The 17696-nt window shown below is 66.9% G+C and carries 16 protein-coding genes; 8 read left to right on the forward strand and 8 right to left on the reverse strand.

Going from position 1 to position 17696, the window contains the following annotated elements; all coding sequences use genetic code 11:
- Both doeA and C0099_RS14095 read right to left on the reverse strand, forming a co-directional pair.
- Complete coding sequence (gene doeA / locus C0099_RS14090; RefSeq protein WP_102248012.1) at window positions 1-1245, reverse strand: ectoine hydrolase; 1245 nt, start codon at window positions 1243-1245, stop codon at window positions 1-3.
- Window positions 1242-2534 carry an aspartate aminotransferase family protein gene (locus C0099_RS14095; RefSeq protein WP_102248013.1) on the reverse strand — a complete coding sequence of 431 codons (1293 nt, stop codon included), beginning with the start codon at window positions 2532-2534 and terminating at the stop codon, window positions 1242-1244. Before C0099_RS14095 ends, doeA begins: the two co-directional genes overlap by 4 nt.
- Window positions 2535-3144: 610 nt before the next feature.
- Here C0099_RS14095 and C0099_RS14100 point away from each other — a divergent pair.
- Together C0099_RS14100 and C0099_RS14105 are read left to right on the forward strand one after the other, a co-directional pair.
- Window positions 3145-3849, forward strand: coding sequence for an alpha/beta hydrolase (locus C0099_RS14100; RefSeq protein WP_102248014.1), 705 nt, complete (start codon window positions 3145-3147; stop codon window positions 3847-3849).
- A gap of 126 nt (window positions 3850-3975) precedes the next feature.
- Window positions 3976-4695 (forward strand): flagellar brake protein, encoded by a 720-nt coding sequence (locus C0099_RS14105; RefSeq protein ID WP_164084945.1) that lies wholly within the window; start codon window positions 3976-3978, stop codon window positions 4693-4695.
- 473 nt (window positions 4696-5168) lie between these two features.
- Here C0099_RS14105 and C0099_RS14110 read toward each other — a convergent pair whose 3' ends face one another.
- The 5 genes from C0099_RS14110 to C0099_RS14130 all read right to left on the reverse strand — a co-directional run bounded on the left by C0099_RS14110 (window position 5169) and on the right by C0099_RS14130 (window position 10170).
- A complete protein-coding gene (locus tag C0099_RS14110; RefSeq protein ID WP_102248016.1) occupies window positions 5169-5684 on the reverse strand; it encodes a retropepsin-like aspartic protease family protein in 516 nt (171 codons plus the stop codon).
- A 123-nt stretch (window positions 5685-5807) separates the two neighbouring features.
- Window positions 5808-7427: a peptide chain release factor 3 gene (locus C0099_RS14115; RefSeq protein WP_102248017.1), complete on the reverse strand. Its 1620-nt coding sequence runs from the start codon at window positions 7425-7427 to the stop codon at window positions 5808-5810.
- 120 nt (window positions 7428-7547) lie between these two features.
- On the reverse strand, window positions 7548-8165 hold the full coding sequence (gene ttdB / locus C0099_RS14120) for a L(+)-tartrate dehydratase subunit beta (protein ID WP_102248018.1): 618 nt from the start codon (window positions 8163-8165) through the stop codon (window positions 7548-7550).
- Window positions 8162-9073: a L(+)-tartrate dehydratase subunit alpha gene (gene ttdA / locus C0099_RS14125; protein ID WP_102248019.1), complete on the reverse strand. Its 912-nt coding sequence runs from the start codon at window positions 9071-9073 to the stop codon at window positions 8162-8164. Before ttdA ends, ttdB begins: the two co-directional genes overlap by 4 nt.
- 176 nt (window positions 9074-9249) lie before the next feature.
- Window positions 9250-10170 carry a LysR substrate-binding domain-containing protein gene (locus C0099_RS14130; RefSeq protein ID WP_102248020.1) on the reverse strand — a complete coding sequence of 307 codons (921 nt, stop codon included), beginning with the start codon at window positions 10168-10170 and terminating at the stop codon, window positions 9250-9252.
- A gap of 109 nt (window positions 10171-10279) precedes the next feature.
- On the opposite strand from C0099_RS14130, the gene C0099_RS14135 reads away from it, so the two are divergent.
- The 6 genes from C0099_RS14135 (at window position 10280) to C0099_RS14160 (ending at window position 17305) form a co-directional block, all read left to right on the forward strand.
- On the forward strand, window positions 10280-11365 hold the full coding sequence (locus tag C0099_RS14135; protein WP_102248021.1) for a tartrate dehydrogenase: 1086 nt from the start codon (window positions 10280-10282) through the stop codon (window positions 11363-11365).
- Window positions 11366-11461: 96 nt separating this feature from the next.
- Window positions 11462-12439 carry a tripartite tricarboxylate transporter substrate binding protein gene (locus C0099_RS14140; protein ID WP_102248022.1) on the forward strand — a complete coding sequence of 326 codons (978 nt, stop codon included), beginning with the start codon at window positions 11462-11464 and terminating at the stop codon, window positions 12437-12439.
- A 73-nt stretch (window positions 12440-12512) separates the two neighbouring features.
- Window positions 12513-14510: a tripartite tricarboxylate transporter permease gene (locus tag C0099_RS14145; RefSeq protein WP_102248023.1), complete on the forward strand. Its 1998-nt coding sequence runs from the start codon at window positions 12513-12515 to the stop codon at window positions 14508-14510.
- Between the two features lie 255 nt (window positions 14511-14765).
- The gene (pxpB, locus tag C0099_RS14150) at window positions 14766-15494 is read left to right on the forward strand and encodes a 5-oxoprolinase subunit PxpB (protein ID WP_102248024.1); all 729 of its coding nucleotides are present in this window, start codon (window positions 14766-14768) and stop codon (window positions 15492-15494) included.
- Window positions 15491-16528 carry a 5-oxoprolinase subunit C family protein gene (locus C0099_RS14155; protein ID WP_102248025.1) on the forward strand — a complete coding sequence of 346 codons (1038 nt, stop codon included), beginning with the start codon at window positions 15491-15493 and terminating at the stop codon, window positions 16526-16528. The genes pxpB and C0099_RS14155 overlap by 4 nt, the downstream gene beginning before the upstream one ends.
- Before the next feature lie 3 nt (window positions 16529-16531).
- Window positions 16532-17305 carry a LamB/YcsF family protein gene (locus tag C0099_RS14160; RefSeq protein ID WP_102248026.1) on the forward strand — a complete coding sequence of 258 codons (774 nt, stop codon included), beginning with the start codon at window positions 16532-16534 and terminating at the stop codon, window positions 17303-17305.
- A 117-nt stretch (window positions 17306-17422) separates the two neighbouring features.
- On the opposite strand, the gene C0099_RS14165 is transcribed toward C0099_RS14160, so the two are convergent.
- Window positions 17423-17638: a glycine zipper 2TM domain-containing protein gene (locus tag C0099_RS14165; protein ID WP_102248027.1), complete on the reverse strand. Its 216-nt coding sequence runs from the start codon at window positions 17636-17638 to the stop codon at window positions 17423-17425.
- Window positions 17639-17696: the final 58 nt, after the last annotated feature.

Here is a 17696-nt window from a genome sequence, read left to right on the forward strand (position 1 = left end):
TCAGGCTCCCTTGCGTTGGTCTTGGCGTGCATCGTCGGTGATCAGCGCGACGACGCGATCGTCGGGCGCGAGCCCGCCCGAATCGGCCTTGACCGTGAAGTTCTCGTCGAGCGTGAAGAAGCTCTCGCAGCCGCGATCGGTGATGTAGAGGGTGTCGCTGATGCCCACCGTCTTGTCGCCGTCCACGCCCCACATCCAGGGAATGACATGGAAGGTCATGCCCTTTTCGAGCACGCGGTAGTTGCCCTGCTTGAGGCTGAGGATGTAGCCCTCGTCCCAGCTCGGCGGAAAGGCGATGCCGATGGAGTAGCCCGAACGCGTGATGAGCTGCGCGCCGACCTCGTTGTCGGTGATGATGTTGCGCACCAGGTTGTCGGCGTCGGACACGGTCACGCCCGGTCGCATCAGGTTCTTGATTTCGCACAGCGCGTGGCGCATGCGCTCCTGGGCCTTGAGCATGGAATTGGACAGCCCGCCCAGCACCACGGTGCGCATCATCGCCGTGTGGTAGCGGCGGTAGCAGCCGCCGACCTCCATGAAGATGTGCTCGCCCGGCTGCACGGTGCGCCCTTCCCAGGTGGCGTGGCCGATCATGGTGCGCGGCCCCGACGTGACATAGGGCATCACCGCCGGTGGTTCGCCACCGGCGCGGAACATCGCCGACGAGATCGCCGCGCCGATCTCGTTCTCGGTCACGCCGGCGCAACACGCGTCGATGCCCGCCTGCATGCCCGCCTCGGTGGCGGCCGCGGCGCGACGCATGGCCTCGATCTCGAACTCCGACTTGCAGATGCGCCCTTCCTCGACGATGCCGAAGCAATCGAGCAGACGCCCCTCCGTAAAGCCGGTGTGGATGGTGTCCTGGTGATAGGCCGGAAAGAAATAACTGTTGCGCTCGTAGCCGATGAACTTGCCCGACAGGCCGAACTCGCGCAGCGCCTCGACCAGCGCCTGGATGGCGTCCCCGGTGTCGGCATAGGGTCGCGTCACTTCCACCCAGGTCCGCGCATACACGTTCGATTCCTCGAGCTTGCGCGTGATCATGAACGGCTCTTTGTCGATCGGAACGACCAGCGCCTGGAAATACGAATACCCGGTGGTCTGGTAGTCGGTCAGGTACATCAGGTTCTCGGGATCGGAAATCACGACCGCGTCGAGCAGGCGCTTTTCCATGCGCGCCCGCAGCTCGTCGAGCCGGCGCATGTACTCCGGGAACGGGAAGGTCATGTCATCGCGCTGTCTCATACCGGCACCTCTTCGGCCTGACCCACCACCTGACGCAGCGACTTCGACAGCAACTCCAGCCCCTCGGTGAGGTCTTCATCCGGGATGGTCAGCGGCGGAATCAGCTTGAGCACGCGGCCGCCCGTGCCGCAGGCGCCGATCAGCAAACCGTTCTCGAAGCACTTCGCGGCCACGTCCTTGGCCAGCGCACCGTCGCCCAGATCGATGGCCTGCATCATGCCCTTGCCGCGCACCTGGAAGCGGCGCTGCCCATGGTCGGCGCATATGCCTTCCAGATGCTCGCGCATGCGTTGCCCCTTGCGGCGCACTTCGCTCATCAGTTCGTCGTCGTCGAAGTACTTGAGTGCCTCGACGCCGGCCACGAAGGAAAAGCCCTGCCCGCGGAAGGTGCCGGTGTGCTCGCCCGGCGACCAGTGCGCGTCGTGCTCGGGCTTGACCAGGTTCATCGCCAGCGGCGTGCCGAAACCGCCGATGCCCTTGGCCAGGCACACGATGTCCGGATCGAGTTCCATGCCGTCGAAGCTGAAGTAGGTGCCGGTGCGCCCGCAGCCGGCCTGGATGTCGTCGAAGATCAGCAGCGCACCCAGGTCGTGCGCGAGCGTCTGCACCGCGTGCAGCCATTCCCTGGACGCCACGTGTACGCCGCCCTCGGCCTGGATGGGCTCGACCACGAAGGCCGCCGGTTTGGGCAGGCCGCTGGAGGCGTCCTCGAACATCGCGCGCAACCGGTCGACAGCCGCAGGGCCGCAGCCCATCGTGCAGCCCTCGCAGGGCTTGTCGCAACCGAAGGGCTGGCGGATCACGTGCTCCAGCGGCACGCCTGCGGCGTTGCGGAAATAGCTGTTGGCGGTACACGCGAGCGAACCCAGCGTCATGCCGTGGAAGCCGTGCGAACAGGCCACCACGGTGGTGCGCCCGGTCACGCGGCGCGCGAGCTTGAGCGCGGCCTCGACGGCGTTGGTGCCGGTCGGGCCCATGAACTGCATGCGGTACTTCATGCCGCGCGGACGCAGGACGGTGTCGGCGAACTTCTGCACGAACGCCCGCTTGGGCACCGTGTACATGTCCAGGCTGTGGGCCACGCCGTCCGCCTCGATGAACTCGATCAGCGCCTTCTTCATGCGCGGGTTGTTGTGGCCGAAATTGAGCACCCCCGCGCCGGCGAAGAAGTCCACGTAGGAACGACCCGCCTCGTCGACCTGGCGCGCGTTCGACGCCGACGCGAACACCGTCGGATACAGCCGGCAATAGCCGCGGATTTCGGATTCCCACTCTTCGAAGACATTCATTTTGGTTCCTCCTGGACAAGCGCGTTGGGACAAAAGAGCACGCCCCGCGCGGCAGCGTGAGGCAAAAGGAAAGCGGACGGGGAGCGGAGCACGCAAAGCGAGGCAGGCAGGCGCGCTTCGCCGTGCACAGCGGCGGTAGCGCCCGGGAAGCGCGAAACGAACACACGCGCGGGGCACACAGCGACCAACGCCGCCGGCGGGCGCTGGCGCGTTGCGGGGCGAGGCGGCTGGGCGGCGACGTCCACCTCGTTCCAGTTGTTCATTACAGCCGACACCAACCAGCACTCCGACCGGATCGATTCACGCGAATCATGTACACGTGAGTCCACCCGGCAACGCAGGTTCCGTACGCGGGATACCCCGCAACGGCTGCAAGCCCCTCAGGCCCGCCAAAACACGCGGGCCTAGCCGCGGCTCAGATGTAGCGGCCACATGCCGACCCCGGACTTGCGAATCCATGCTGCGCCCCAAATCGGTGCGCGTGCAAGTGCGAAATGCAAGCGATGTTGCGAAGATGTTTCACGCCGATGTTTCCATGCAACACCGGCCGGACTGCGCCCGGCACATCGGACGCTCCCCCCGCCCGCCCAACCGCGATAGAATCGGCCTCATGTTCGATCTATCTCTCTTTGGCCGACTCAACTTCAGCCACACCAAGCCCACCCAGCCGCCGTTCGGCCCCGGCAGGCATTACCTCGGCCTTTCCGAAGAGCGCGATTACCTGTTGTTCGTGCCGGAAAGTGTCGATCCGACGAAACCGGTGAAGCTTCTGGTGCTGTTTCACGGCGCCGGCGGTTTCCCGGACAAGATCCTGAAATTCTTCGCCGAGCATGCCGAGCGCGAAGGCTTCGTGATCCTCGCGCCGCATTCGATGCTGGTCACATGGGACATCGTCATCGGCGGCAGCGGGCCGGACATCGAGCGTCTGGACAAGGCGCTGTCCATCGTCGCCGACCACTTCGACATCGACCCGCAGCACTTCGCCTTCGGCGGCTTCTCGGACGGCTGCAGCTACTCGCTGTTCGCCGGTGTCACCAACGGCGACCTCGTCAGCCACGTAATCGCCATGTCGGGCGGGTTCCTGTCGGTGTTCATGCAGCACGGCGCACCGAAGATCTTCCTCTCGCACGGCTACCAGGACGAGCAGTTGCCGTTCGAGCGCGCCGGCAAGGCCAAGGCCGAAAAGCTCATCGAGGCCGGTTACGACGTGCATTTCGTGCCGTTCGAGGGTACGCACAAGCTCACGCCCGAGATCGCGCAGCAGGCGGTGGATTTCTTCCTTGACCGGGATCAGCCGTCCTCCGGCAAGGACTGAAACAGGGCCGCACTGGCGCGAAAACCCAACACTTTCGGCGCGCACGCTTGCGCGCCGCCCCCCGCATCGACAAAGATGCTGGCGCGGCCCCGGCGGTCCGCACTCACGGACATCTTGGCTGCGACGATGGCACAGGCGAACGGCAACGCTCAGTCACCCTCCGACGAAGCAGAATCTGCGCGCGAGGAAGACCGCGCGCTGGAGGACATCAAGCTCGCCATCGGCGACGCCCTGCACCTGCAGAGCCAGACCGAGGGCGGCGCAGGGACACGGTACACGGTCAAGCTGATCGGCTACCTCAGGGGCAAGGGGCTGATCGTCACGACGCCGACGCAGGATGGCAAGTTCCTGCTCATGCGCGAAGGACAGAACTTCGTCGTACGACTGTTCTCGGGCAAGAGCGCCTACGCCTTCCCGGCCACGGTTTTCAAGGTTGCGAACGTGCCCTATCCGCACCTGCACCTGACCTGGCCGGGCCATGTGAAAGGGCTGGTGGTGCGCAGCGGGGCACGGGCGCGGGTGAACCTGATCACGGCGGTGACCGACGTGCGGGGCAATGCACGCTCGGGACTGATCGACAACCTCAGCACCGGCGGCTGCTCGCTCGCATCGAAGGAGTTGGTCGGCCGCTCCGAGGACCGCATTCACATGACCTTCCGCGCCAATGTCAACGAAATCGAACAGTACTTCCAGCTCGACGGCGTCGTGCGCAGCGTGCAGCGTGACGTCGAAATTCCCGGCGGAACCGGCAACCAGCACGGTATCCAGTTCGTCGACATGCCACCGCAGGACCAGCTCGCGCTGACGGCCTACGTGTATCACGTGCTGTTCGAGGAAACCGCCTGAGCCCAGGCGTCAGCGACGCGTCGCATTCCCCCAAGCCGGCGGTCATGAAGGCGACGCACACCGTGACCAGCGCCATCGACACGGCCCAGAACGACAGGCTGCCGAGCAGCGCCGGTTTCTGGTAGGCCATGACCGCGCGCACCAGCACGGTGACGTGCAGGCCGGAATAGCCGATCGTCCACAGCAGCGCCGCGATCGGCAGCTTGCGCGTACCGCGTTCTTCGTCGCGATGTCCGCGCTCGTGCGGCGCCATGTCCATCTCCCGTCGGGCTCTGGGCTTCCACGATAGTCGTCGCCAACCCACGCGACAAGCACGGACTTCCTCACCGCGCGAGCAGGTCGTGACGCCCCGCATGGGTGGGCAGTTCGACCATGTTGCGCCCAGCAGGCTTCCCGCAGATGCGTGCGCGGCAGGTCGATCAGGAGGGCGAAACGCAGGCTACAGATCGGGACGGTCGCACCGGAAAAGCGACTCAACGCCCCGGCGCGCGCAGGATCAGCGTGTCGCCACGCTGGGTGAACTCCAGGTTCCGCAGCACGCTCATGCCGAGCAGGATCTCGTCGGAGCGATAGCCGGGATTGAGGTGGCCGCGCACATTGCGCGCCAGGAACGGCCCGAGGCCGAGTTCGTCGATCACCGTCTGGCGCACCGTCACGCTGCCATTGGCCGTCGACACGCGCGCCGGCGTTCCCGGCACCAGACCCAGCGCATCGGCCAGATGGGCCGGCACGGAAACCTGCGTGGCGCCGGTATCGAGCAGGAAGGTCACCGCCTCGCCGTTGATCGTACCGGGGGCGACATAGTGGCCGGCACGGTTGCGCTTGAGCACCAGTTCGCTCTGCCCCTCCTGTACCGAGAGGTCGCGGTTGGGGTTCCAGGAATTGTCCAGATAACCGTCGAAGCCCAGCCACAGCAGGCCAAGCAGCGCCAGGCTGGCGAGAAACATCATGCCGCGCCCGAGGCGGCGGGTGGAGCGGGGGTCGTCCATGCGGGTCAGACCGGCGTTGCGCCGGGCGCGTTCATTGCAGACCGGGAGCGTGTCATTGCGAGGCGTGCAGCGACGAAGCAATCTCCACTGGATCGGGATTGCTGCGCTGCGCTCGCAACGACATCAAAGCACCTCGCCGTGCTCGCGCGTGGCGTGGAAGGCCACCTTGGGCCATTTCTCCATCGTCACGTCGAGGTTGTAGCGGGTACTGGCCAGATACACCGGGTTGCCATCGATGTCCTTGCCCAGACGCAGCGCCTGTTCGCGCTCGAAATTGCGACGCGTCAGGTCGTCCGGGAAGGTCAGCCAGCGAGCGGTGTAGATGTCCGCGGATTCGAAGATCGCATCGACCTTGTATTCGTCCCTGAGGCGCTGCTCGACGACCTCGAACTGCAACTGGCCGACCGCGCCGAGCAGCAGATTGCCGCCCTCGAGCTCGAAGACCTGGATTGCGCCCTCCTCGCCGAGTTCCTTGAGCCCCTTCTCGAGCTGCTTGGATTTCAGCGGGTCGCGCAGGCGGGCCGCGCGGAACATCTCCGGCGAGAAGTACGGGATGCCGCGAAAACCCAGGTTCTCGCCTTCGCTCAGCGTGTCGCCGATCTGCAGCTGGCCGTGGTTGTGGATGCCGATGATGTCGCCGGCCACGCCGTCTTCCTTGTGCACGCGCTCGTTGGCCATGAAGGTCAGCGCATTGGCGAGCTTCATCTCGCGCCCCATGCGCACATGCTTGACCTTCATGCCCGAGTTGTAGCGCCCCGAGCAGATGCGGAAGAAGGCGATGCGATCGCGGTGGCGCGGATCCATGTTGGCCTGGATCTTGAACACGAAGCCGGTAAACGGCGCCTCGGCCGGCTCGACGAAGCGCGCATCCGCCCCTTTGACGCCCGCAACCCGCGGCTGCGGCGGCGGCGCCCAATCGAGCAGTGCCTGCAGCACCTCCTGCACGCCGAAGTTGTTGATCGCCGAGCCGAAGAACACCGGCGTCTGTCGCCCGGCCAGAAAGTCTTCCAGCGAAAACGGGTTGGACGCGCCGGAAACCAGTTCGACGTCGTCGCGCAACTGGCCGATCTCGCGCGGGAAATCGGCATCCAGGCGCGGGTTGTCGATGCCGTCGATGACCTCGGCCTCGGAACGCTTTTCTTCGCCCGGCACGAAGCGCAGCACCTTGTCGTCGAGCAGGTGGTAGACCCCGCCGAAGCGCTTGCCCATGCCCAGCGGCCAGGTAACCGGCGCGCACTCGATCCTGAGCACGTCCTCGATCTCGGAGAGCAGGTCGAAGGGCTCCTTGACCTCGCGGTCGAGCTTGTTGATGAAGGTGATGATGGGCGTATTGCGCAGCCGGCACACCTCCAGCAGCTTGATGGTCTGCGCCTCCACGCCGTTGGCCGCGTCGATCACCATCACCGCCGCATCCACCGCCGTGAGCACGCGATAGGTGTCTTCCGAGAAGTCCTGGTGGCCCGGCGTATCGAGCAGGTTGATGGTGTGGTCCGCATACTCGAACTGCATCACCGAGCTGGTCACCGAGATGCCGCGCTGCTTCTCCACCTCCATCCAGTCGGAGGTGGCGTGGCGCGAACTCTTGCGCGCCTTGACCGTCCCGGCGAGCTGGATCGCGCCACCGAACAGCAGCAGCTTCTCGGTCAGCGTGGTCTTGCCCGCATCGGGGTGGGAGATGATGCCGAAGGTGCGTCGCTTCCTGACGTCCTCGACCAGATCGGGCGGGAAAGGGGTATCGGCCATGCGTTTCTGCAAAAAAGTGAGCCGCCCGAGGGGCATCCCCGGGCGGCGAAGCTGCAATTTTATCAGGCAATTGCGCCTGGCTCACGCGGACGCTGCAAGGCGTCGCGCGAGCCGCAGGGACTACTTGATGAAGCGCACCTCGCGGTTGATGCGCTCGAGGATCGGCTTCTTCTTCTCGTTGAAGCGCGCCTTGTTCTCGTCGATCAGATTGCGCCCCTTGGTGTCGATCGAGATGATCAGCGGGCCGAACTCGCGCACACGGTTCACCCACAGCGTCTCGGGCATGCCCAGATCCTTCCACTGCGCGTCCTCGATCTCCTCGACCTGGGTCGCGGCGAGCACCGCGCAGCCACCCGGAAAGATCGCGTGCACGGCCTTGTTCTCCAGACAGCCGGCGGCGGTCTCGGCACCCATGCCGCCCTTGCCGACGACCAGCTTCACGCCGGTGCGGGCGATGAACTCGCGCTCGAACTTTTCCATGCGCATGCTGGTGGTCGGGCCGATGGACACCATCTCGTAGCTGCCGTCGTCCTTCTGCCGCACGATCGGGCCGGCGTGGAAGATCGCGCCGCCTTCGAGATTCACCGGCAGGTCGCGGCCGAGTTCGATCAGGCGGCGGTGCGCGACGTCGCGGCAGGTGACGAGCTGGCCGGTGAGATACACCACGTCACCGACGTTGAGCTCGGCGAGGTCTTCGTCCTTGATCGGCGTGGTCAGGATCTTCTTTTGAGTGCTCACAGTGCGACCCCCTCGTGCGAAAGGATTTCGTAGGACAGGTCGGCGTTGATGCGGATGCGTCCGCGCCGGTGCGCCCAGCAGCCGGTCGACACCGCCACGCCGATGGTCGAGGGGTGGCGCGCGGAGGACTCGATGTTCACGCCCATCACGCTGGCGTTGCCGGTGAGCCCCTGCGGGCCGAGGCCGACTTCGTTGAGGCCTTCTTCGAGCAACTCTTCCATGCGCGCCGCGTTGGCGTTGGGGTGGCGCGAATCGACCGGGCGCAGGATGGCCTTCTTCGACAGCCGCGCGGCGGTCTCGGCCGAGGTCGACACGCCCACGCCGACCAGCATCGGCGGGCAGGCATTGACGCCGCGCGAGGTGATCACGTCGAACACGAACTCGGCCACGCCCTCGTAGCCCTCGCCCGGCATCAGCACCTTGGCCGCGCCCGGCAAGGTGCAGCCGCCACCGGCCATGTACACGTCGATGGTGGCTGAATCACCCTTGGGGTCAATCTCCCAGTCCAGCCAGGGAATCTTCGAACCGGTGTTGGTGCCGGTGTTCTTCTCGTCGAAAGTCTCGACCGCGTTGTGGCGCAGCGGGCCCTGACGCGTGGCCTCCAGCGTGGCGTTCCGGAGAATGTCCTCCAGTTCGCCGAGCAGCGGAAAGCGCGCGCCGGCGTTGATGAAGTACTGGATCACGCCGGTGTCCTGACAGCTCGGCCGGTCGAGGCGGTCGGCCGCTTCCTGGTTTTCCTTCATCGACTGGTACACGGCGGCGGCCAGCGGGTGCGTTTCCTTCGAACGCAGGTCCGCCAGCTTGGCGGTCACGTCGGTTGGCAGGCGCTTGCCGATGTAGGCCGTGAACTTCCACATCACGTCGGTCAGTTGTTGGACGGCGGCGTCCCGGTTTGCAGTTTCTTCCATGTCCGGCTCCTAAAAAACGATGCGGGTGCGGGCGACGGACGGGTGCCGGCCGGCCGCGGATCGCACGACAGGGCGAACTCTAGAGAGGGGCGGCCGTGCGGATACGCGCCGAAACTCAAGGCATCGTTAACCGGGGGACAAAGGTGGTCCGCGCCGGCAGAACCCGGCGCGGCCCGTCACTGCGAAGCCTGCTGCGAGATGGACAGCACGAGGAAGTCGACGAAGGCACGCACGCGCGGGGCCGACTGGTGGTGTTGCGGGTACACCGCGTAGATGTCGGCGTCCGGCGTGCGGTACTGCGGCAGCACCTGCACCAGACGGCCGCTCTGCAGGTAGCGTTCGATGTCCCATTCCGCGCGCAGCAGGATGCCGTGGCCGTCCAGCGCCCAGCTCACGGCGATCTCGCCGTCGTTGGTCGCGAGGCTGCCGCGCGTCTTGATGGCCTCGGCCGAGGGGTTGCGACCACGCGCGGGCGTGAGCCGCCACAGGCCATAGGCCTCGTCCCCCTGGCGGATGCCGATGCAGTTGTGCTGCAAAAGGTCGCGCGGCTCGCGCGGCGTGCCGTGCTTTGCGAGGTAGGCGGGCGACGCGCACAGCACGCGGCGGTTGGGCGCGATGCGGCGTGCGATCACGCGCGCGTCGGGCGGCTCGCCGAAGCGCACGCACACGTCGAAGGCGTCATCGGTGAGCGGCGGCGGGTTCACCGACAGTTGCAGCTGCACTTCCACCTTCGGGTATTTGCGCACGAAGCGCGAAATCAGCGGCGCGACGTGGCTGCGCCCGAAGCCGAGCGTGGCATTGACGCGCAGCAGGCCGACCGGCTCGCTGCGCGAGCCGCCGAGCAACTGCGCCATCTCGTCGATCTCGCCGAGGATGCGCCGCGCGTGCTCCAGATAAAGCTGCCCCTCCGGGGTCAGGCTCATGCGCCGCGTGGTGCGCACGACCAGCGGCATGCCGAGGCGCGCTTCCATCTGCGCCAGATGCTTGCTGACGGCCGGCGTCGTGATGCCGAGCTCGCGCGCGGCGGCGCTGAGGCTGCCGGACGAGGCGAGCACCGAAAAAAAACCAAGATCGTTTGGCAGGATATCGTTCGCCATCGCCCGATTTGTTATTCCAGGTTAATGATGGATTCACTCTAGCGGCGATTCATGACCCCGTCCAATTCCTAAAGTGTGGCCACCGAGACATGCCAAAGGATTGGACACCATGAAGGTCTATCGCATCGCGACGATTCCGGGAGACGGCATCGGCAAGGAAGTCGTGCCGGCCGGGCAACAGGTGATGGAAGCGCTCGCCGCCGCCAGTGGCCGCTTTGGCTTCGAGTTCGAGAACTTCGACTGGGGCGGCGACTACTACCGCCAGCACGGCGTGATGATGCCGGCCGACGGGCTGGACGCGCTGCGCGACAAGGACGCGATCCTGTTCGGTTCGGCCGGCGACCCGGACATTCCCGACCACATCACGCTGTGGGGCCTGCGGCTGAAGATCTGCCAGGGCTTCGACCAGTACGCCAACGTGCGCCCGACGCGCATCCTCCCCGGCATCGACGCGCCGCTAAAGCGCTGCAAACCGGGAGACCTCGACTGGGTGATCGTGCGCGAGAACTCGGAGGGTGAATACGCCGGCGTCGGCGGGCGCGTGCATCAGGGCCACCCGATCGAGGCTGCCACCGACGTCACGCTGATGACGCGCGTCGGCGTCGAGCGCGTGCTGCGCTTTGCCTTCCGGCTGGCGCAATCGCGCCCGCGCCGCAAGCTCACCGTGGTCACCAAGAGCAACGCCCAGCGCCACGCCATGGTGATGTGGGACGAAATTGCCCGCGAGATCGCGCGCGAATTCCCCGACGTGAGCTGGGACAAGGAGCTGGTCGACGCGATGACCGCGCGCATGGTCAATCGCCCGGCCTCGCTCGACACCATCGTCGCCACCAACCTGCACGCCGACATCCTGAGCGATCTGGCGGCTGCACTGGCAGGGAGCCTGGGCATCGCGCCCACCGGCAACATCGACCCCGAACACCGCTACCCGTCCATGTTCGAGCCGATCCACGGTTCGGCCTTCGACATCATGGGCAAGGGCCTGGCCAATCCGGTCGGCACCTTCTGGTCGGTGGTGATGCTGCTCGAACACCTCGGCGAACACGAAGCCGCCGCACAACTGATGCGCGCCATCGAGGCCGTGACCGCCGACACCACCATGCACACCGGAGACCTGGACGGGACGGCAACGACCGCGCAGGTCACCGACCGGGTGTGCCAGCTGCTGTTTGCCACGCGCCGCAAGAGCGCCTGAATCCGCGTTTTCGGGCCTCACGGCCCAACCAGGCCCGCCACGCCGACCTACGTCGACGTGCGAGCGACCCACAAGAAGACACAGGAGGAGACCATCATGAAAAGAACCCACCGCAACACATCCATCATCGGCATGGCACTCGGACTCGCCGCTGCGGCCGCCATCGGACTTGGCAGTGCGTCCGCCGCGGGCTACCCCGAGAAATCCATCGACTACATCATCCCGTTCAACGCCGGTGGCGAGTCCGACATTTCGGCCCGCTTTCAGCAATCGGTGTTCAAGAGCGTGGCTGGCGTTGAAGTCGTGATCCAGTACATGGCCGGCGCCGGCGGCGCGCAAGCGTGGTCCAAGCTCAATTCCCTGCCCGGCGACGGCTATACGATGATGGGCATCAACCTGCCGCATACCGTGCTGCAGCCGATGCAGAAGGATGTCGGTTACCAGACCGACGACCTGACGCCGGTGCACTACTTCCACTACACGCCGGACGCGATCTTTGCGCACGTCGACAGTGACTTCAAGACGCTGAAGGATCTCGTCGAGTACGCGAAGAAGAACCCCGGCATGGTGACCTTCAGCGGCTCCGGCTCGAATTCGTCGAACCACCTCGCGCAGGTGCGTTTCGACGAAATGGCAGGCATCAAGACCACCTACATCCCCTTCAGCGGCACCGGCCCGGCCGTCACGGCGGTACTCGGCAAGCAGACACTGGCCGGCTTCAACTACGCACCGTCTGCCATCGCACACGCCGGCAAGATGCGCATGCTCGCGGTCGCCTCCGCAGAGCGCATGCCGGCCTTCCCGGACGTGCCGACCTTCCGTGAGCTGGGTTACGACATTGTCGGTGGCGCCTACCGGGGCGTCTCGGTGCCTGCAAGCACGCCGGAGGACATCCGGCTGCGTCTGTCGGACATCATCAGCAAGATCAACGCCGACCCCGGCTTCAAGAAGAAGATGGAGGACGGCGGCTTCGTGTTGACCGATGTCGGCTACCGCGACATGCCGAAGTTCGTGGCCGAGAAGAAGAAGGAATACGCCGCGATGGCCGACAAGCTCGGCATCAAGAAGCAGTAAGGCGCGCACTTTCCAGCACCCGGCGGCGGGCTTGTCCCGCCACCGGCCCACGCATCCTCGGGGGAATTCCTGCATGGAAATGCTCAGCTACCTGGGCGACGCGCTGTCGCCGTTCAATCTCCTTCTGGCACTCGCTGGCGTCACGCTGGGCACCTTCATCGGCGCGCTGCCGGGGCTGTCGGCGACCATGGCGGTGGCCATCCTCGTGCCCTTCACGTTCGCCATGTCACCGGCTTCGGGCCTGATCGCGCTCGGCGCGATCTACACCGGCGCGATCTACGGCGGAGCCTTTGCCGCGATCCTGGTGAATACGCCGGGGACACCCAGCTCGATCTCGACCACCTTCGATGGCTACCCGATGGCCAAGCGCGGAGATGGCGGCCTGGCCGTCACGCTCGCCACCCTCGCATCGGTCACCGGCGGCCTGGTGGGCGCGTTGACGCTGCTGCTGCTCGCGCCGCCGCTGGCCGACGTTGCGCTGATGTTCGGCCCACCCGAATACTTCTGGCTCGCGGTGCTGGGGCTCACGCTGATCTCGGCGCTGTCGGCCGGCAACACCGTGAAAGGACTCATCGGCGGCTGTATCGGCCTGCTCATGTCGGCCGTCGGCGTGGCCGTGGTCGGCGGCGACGTGCGCTACACGCTCGACACGCAGTTCCTGCTCGGCGGCATCGACATCACCTCGGCCATCATCGGCCTGTACTGCATTCCGGTCGTGATCGATCTGGTCGCGACACGCGCCGGCCACCTCACGGTGCTGGCCGACAAGAGCGGCTTCCGGCTGCGCGAATCAATCGGCATCCTGCTCGGCGGCAAGCTCAACCTGCTGCGCAGCAGCGGCATCGGCACGGTGATCGGCATGCTGCCCGGTGCGGGCGGCTCAATCGCAGGGCTGATCGCATACTCCGAAGCGCGGCGCACCTCGCGCCACCCCGAACGCTTCGGCACCGGCGAGCCGGCCGGCGTGATCGCCACGGAGTCGTCCAACAACGCCACCGTGGGCGGCGGCTTCATCCCGACGCTGGTGCTGGGTATTCCCGGCACGCCGCCGGACGCGATCATCCTCGGCGCGCTGCTGGTGCAAGGCCTCAAGATCGGCCCCAGCCTCTTCAACGAGCAGGGCGGCATCGTGTACACCTTCATGTACGGTCTGCTCATCGCCACCGTGCTGATGCTGCCCGTCGGCCTGCTGCTGGGCCGCTACGCATACAAGAGCATCGTGCGCATTCCCAAGTCGCTGCTGGTGCCAACGGTGGCTTTCCTCACCGTGGTCGGCAGCTTTGCCATCCACAGCAACCCCGAGGACACCAAGATGATGGTGCTGCTCGGCGTCATCGCGTGGGTGCTGCAGCGCTACGGTTTCTCGCCGTCGCCCATCGTGCTCGGGCTGGTGCTCGGCCAGATTGCCGAGCAGGGCTTCGTGCAGGCCTGGATGATCGGCAACGCCACCGGCTCGACCCTGGCCATGTTCTTCGGTCGTCCCATCAGTCTCGTCATCGTCGTGTTCGCGGTGCTCACACTGATGTGGCCGCTGCTGCGCCGCCTGTGGCGGCGTGCCCCGAAGGCGACCGAGCGCACCGATCTGGTCGTCGAGCCGGCCACCAAGGCCACGGCGCAGCACCGCGACACGCCCGCCATCGGCTGGGGCATCGCCTTCGCCGCGCTCGCCTGGGCGGCCTACGGAGAGACCGCCGACATGTCATCGATGGGCGCGGTCTTCCCCAGCGTCGTCTCGATCATGCTCGGCCTGCTGTCGCTGCTGCTCGTGGTGACCCAGTTCACCCGCGCACCCCGCCCGCCCGGCATCGCGGACGCGCCGGGCGGCTCCATGCCGCGCCGCGTCGCGCTCGTGGCAGTGGTTGCAGCCTGGGCAATGCTGATGCCGGTGGTCGGCTTCTTCGTCACCGGCCTCACGGCTTTCCTCGCGCTCACCGCCATCGCCACCTTCGATCGGCTGGACGCCCGAACCGCAGCCACCTACGCCGTCACGGGCTTACTGGTTGTCGGGGCGTTTCAGGTGCTGATGGATGACGTGCTGGGCCTGAGGATGCCGATGGGATGGCTGTTCTGACCCTCGCCATTCGCTGGCTACCCCGGCGGTGCGGGAGACCTGACTCAAGCCTAGGATTCGCCCGCAGCTTTCAGCCCCCGCAGTCGCTGCACTGCAAGGGCTGAAAGAACGACCGGAGCAAAGGAGCGCGATCGCGGCGCTCAGCAGACCATGCGGACACGCTCGTCACGCGGCCGGACCCGCGCCCGGTGAGAGCATTGCGTGGCCTGCTAGCATTGGCGCGATGAAACCCTCACGTCGTGCGTTTCCGGCCCCATGAACCCCCGCATCCTCGACCTCGGCGACCGCGCGATCACGGTCGAATTCGGCGACGCCATCGACCCGGCGCTGCTGGCGCGCGTCGCGGCGCTGGATCATGCCTGCGCGCGGGCCGCGCTGCCCGGCGTGATCGAGACGGTGCCGACCTTCCGTTCGCTCACCATCCTCTTCGATCCGCTTGCGACCACGCGCGCCGAACTGTTGCCGGCGCTGCAGGGCTTGCTGGCCGGGGCAGACGTGCCGGATGCGACAACGCGGCGCAGCTGGCGATTGCCGGCCTGTTACGAGGGCGATCTCGCGCCCGACCTGGCGGATGTCGCGCAACGCTGCGGCATCCGCGCCGACGCCCTCGTCGAGTTGCACGCAGGCAAGGAGTACGCGGTGTACATGCTCGGCTTTCTGCCCGGCTTCCCGTTCATGGGCGACGTCGAGGAAGACCTGCGCCTGCCGCGTCGCAGCGAGCCGCGCGTGGCCGTGCCGGCCGGCAGCGTGGCGATTGCCAACGGCTTGACCGCCATCTATCCGTGGGAGAGCCCGGGCGGCTGGCATCTGCTCGCCAACTGTCCCGTGCCGCTGTTCGATGCGACGCGCGCAGCCCCCGCCCTGCTCGCGGCCGGCGACCGCGTGCGCTTCGCGCCGGTCGATACGGCCGAGCACGCGCGCATCGCCGCGGCCCTGCGCGGCGGCGAGATCGCTGTCGAGTCCTTCGCGCAGAACACGTCATGAACGCGGTGCTGGAAATCCTCGCGAGCGGTGCCGGCGCCTCGGTGCAGGATCTCGGGCGCTTCGGCCATCGCCGCATCGGCGTGCCATGGTCGGGCGCGCTTGCCCCGGATCTGCTCGCAATTGCCAACCGACTGGCCGGCAACGCAGCAGACGCCCCGGCCATCGAGTGCTTCGAAGGCGGACAGTGCTTCGCCGCGGGCGACGCGCCCGTGCGTGTGGCCGTGGCCGGTGACGCCGAACTGGAACTGGAGTGCGACGGCGAACGCCGCCGCATCGCCGCCTGGCGCAGCCTGCGACTCGCGCCGGGTGAGACGCTGCGCATCCGCGCGGTGCGCGACGGCCGCGTGGCGATGCTCGCGGTCGCCGGCATCGAGGTGGCGCGCGTGCTCGGCAGCGCCTCGGTGCATGCGCGCTCCGGGCTGGGCGGACACTGGCTCGCGGCGGGCGAACGCATCGCGGCCCGCGCTGCGCCGCAGGGCCCGGAACGGGTGCTGGACGCGCCACCGCGAACGGACGTGGCGCCGTTTCGCGTCATCCCCGGGCCGCAGGCGGACTACTTCGAGGCGACGGTTTTCGACGCGTTTCTGGCCACCGAGTACCGTGTCGCACCGGCCGCCGACCGCATGGGCATGCGCCTCGACGGGCCGAGCATCGCGCATCGCAGCGGAGTTGCACCCGAAATCGTCTCCGACGCCATCGTGCCGGGCGCCATCCAGGTGCCGGGCCACGGCCAGCCCATCGTAATGCTGGCCGACGCGCAGACCGCCGGCGGCTATCCCAAGATCGCCACCGTCATCTCGGCCGATCTGGGTCGACTGGCGACGCGCCGCCCGGGCGATGTCGTGCGCTTCGCGGCGGTCGATGCCGTGGCCGGCGAGGTCGCGGCGCGCGAGCACGCCGCGCGGCTCGACGCCTGGCTGGCAGCGATCCGCCCCTTGCCGGCCGACGGCGCGGATTTGGACGCGCTATATTCGGTCAACCTCGTCGGCGGAGTGATCGACGCGCTGGCCCCACCCGAGCACACAGCGGACTGAACGATGGAACTGAACCTGAACGCCGACCTCGGCGAATCCTTCGGCGCCTGGAAGATGGGCGACGACGCGACGATGCTCTCCATCGTCAACAGTGCGAGCATTGCCTGCGGCTTTCACGCCGGCGACCCGCAGATCATGCGTCGCACGCTGCATGCGGCGCGGCGCAACCGCGTGAGCATCGGGGCGCATCCGGCCTTTCCCGACCTGCAGGGCTTCGGCCGGCGGGCGATGCACGTCGCACCGGACGAGTTGCAGGCCATCGTGCTCTACCAGCTCGGTGCGCTGGCCGGCATGGCGCGCGTCGAGGGGCTGACGATGACGCATGTGAAGCCGCATGGCGCACTGTCGAACATGGCGAGCGAGGACGCGTCGATGGCGCGCAACGTGGTGCAGGCGATCAAGGCCTTCGACGCCGGGCTGATCCTGCTCGCGCCGGCCGGCTCGGAGCTCGACGCGGCCGGAAGGCGCGCAGGCCTGCGCGTGGCCGGCGAGATCTTCGCCGACCGCGCGTACACCGACGAAGGCCACCTGATGCCGCGCAGCCAGCCGGGTGCGGTGCTCACCGAGCGCGCCGCCTGTGTCGCCCACGTGCTGCGCATGCTCGAGGCCGGCGCCATCGTGTCGGCCAGCGGCAAGCGACTGGAAGTGCCGTTTCACAGCGTCTGCGTGCACGGCGACAACGTCCACGCCGTGGAAGTCGCCCATGCCGTGCGCGACGCGCTGACCGGTGCCGGCTGCACTCTGGTGGCGTTACCGGACATGAGTGCCCTGCGCTGATCGGCGATTCGCACCGCGCTGCGCTCGCCGCAAGCGGCGGAAAGGGACAAAAAAAACAACGCGACCCGTGAGGGTCGCGTTGCCAGGAGGAGACGCCGCGAAGGCGTCGGGGGAGTCTTACTTCTTGCCGACCTGGTCGCCGATCACGCCACCGATGGCCGCGCCACCCACGGTTCCCAGGATGCCGCCGTTGGTGATCACCGCGCCGGCCACACCACCGGCGCCTGCGCCTACCGCCGCGCTCTTCTCGCGCTTGGACATGCCGTCCCAGGTCGAACAGCCGGCCGTCATCACGGCCAGCGCAATCATCGGAATCAGGGCTTTCGTTTTCATGTCGTTCTCCTTCCCTGCTCAAACACGTGTGCAGGATAGGCCGGGCGACCGGGGAAAG

It is taken from the genome of Pseudazoarcus pumilus, from assembly GCF_002872475.1.
GTDB classification, from domain to species: Bacteria; Pseudomonadota; Gammaproteobacteria; order Burkholderiales; family Rhodocyclaceae; genus Pseudazoarcus; species Pseudazoarcus pumilus.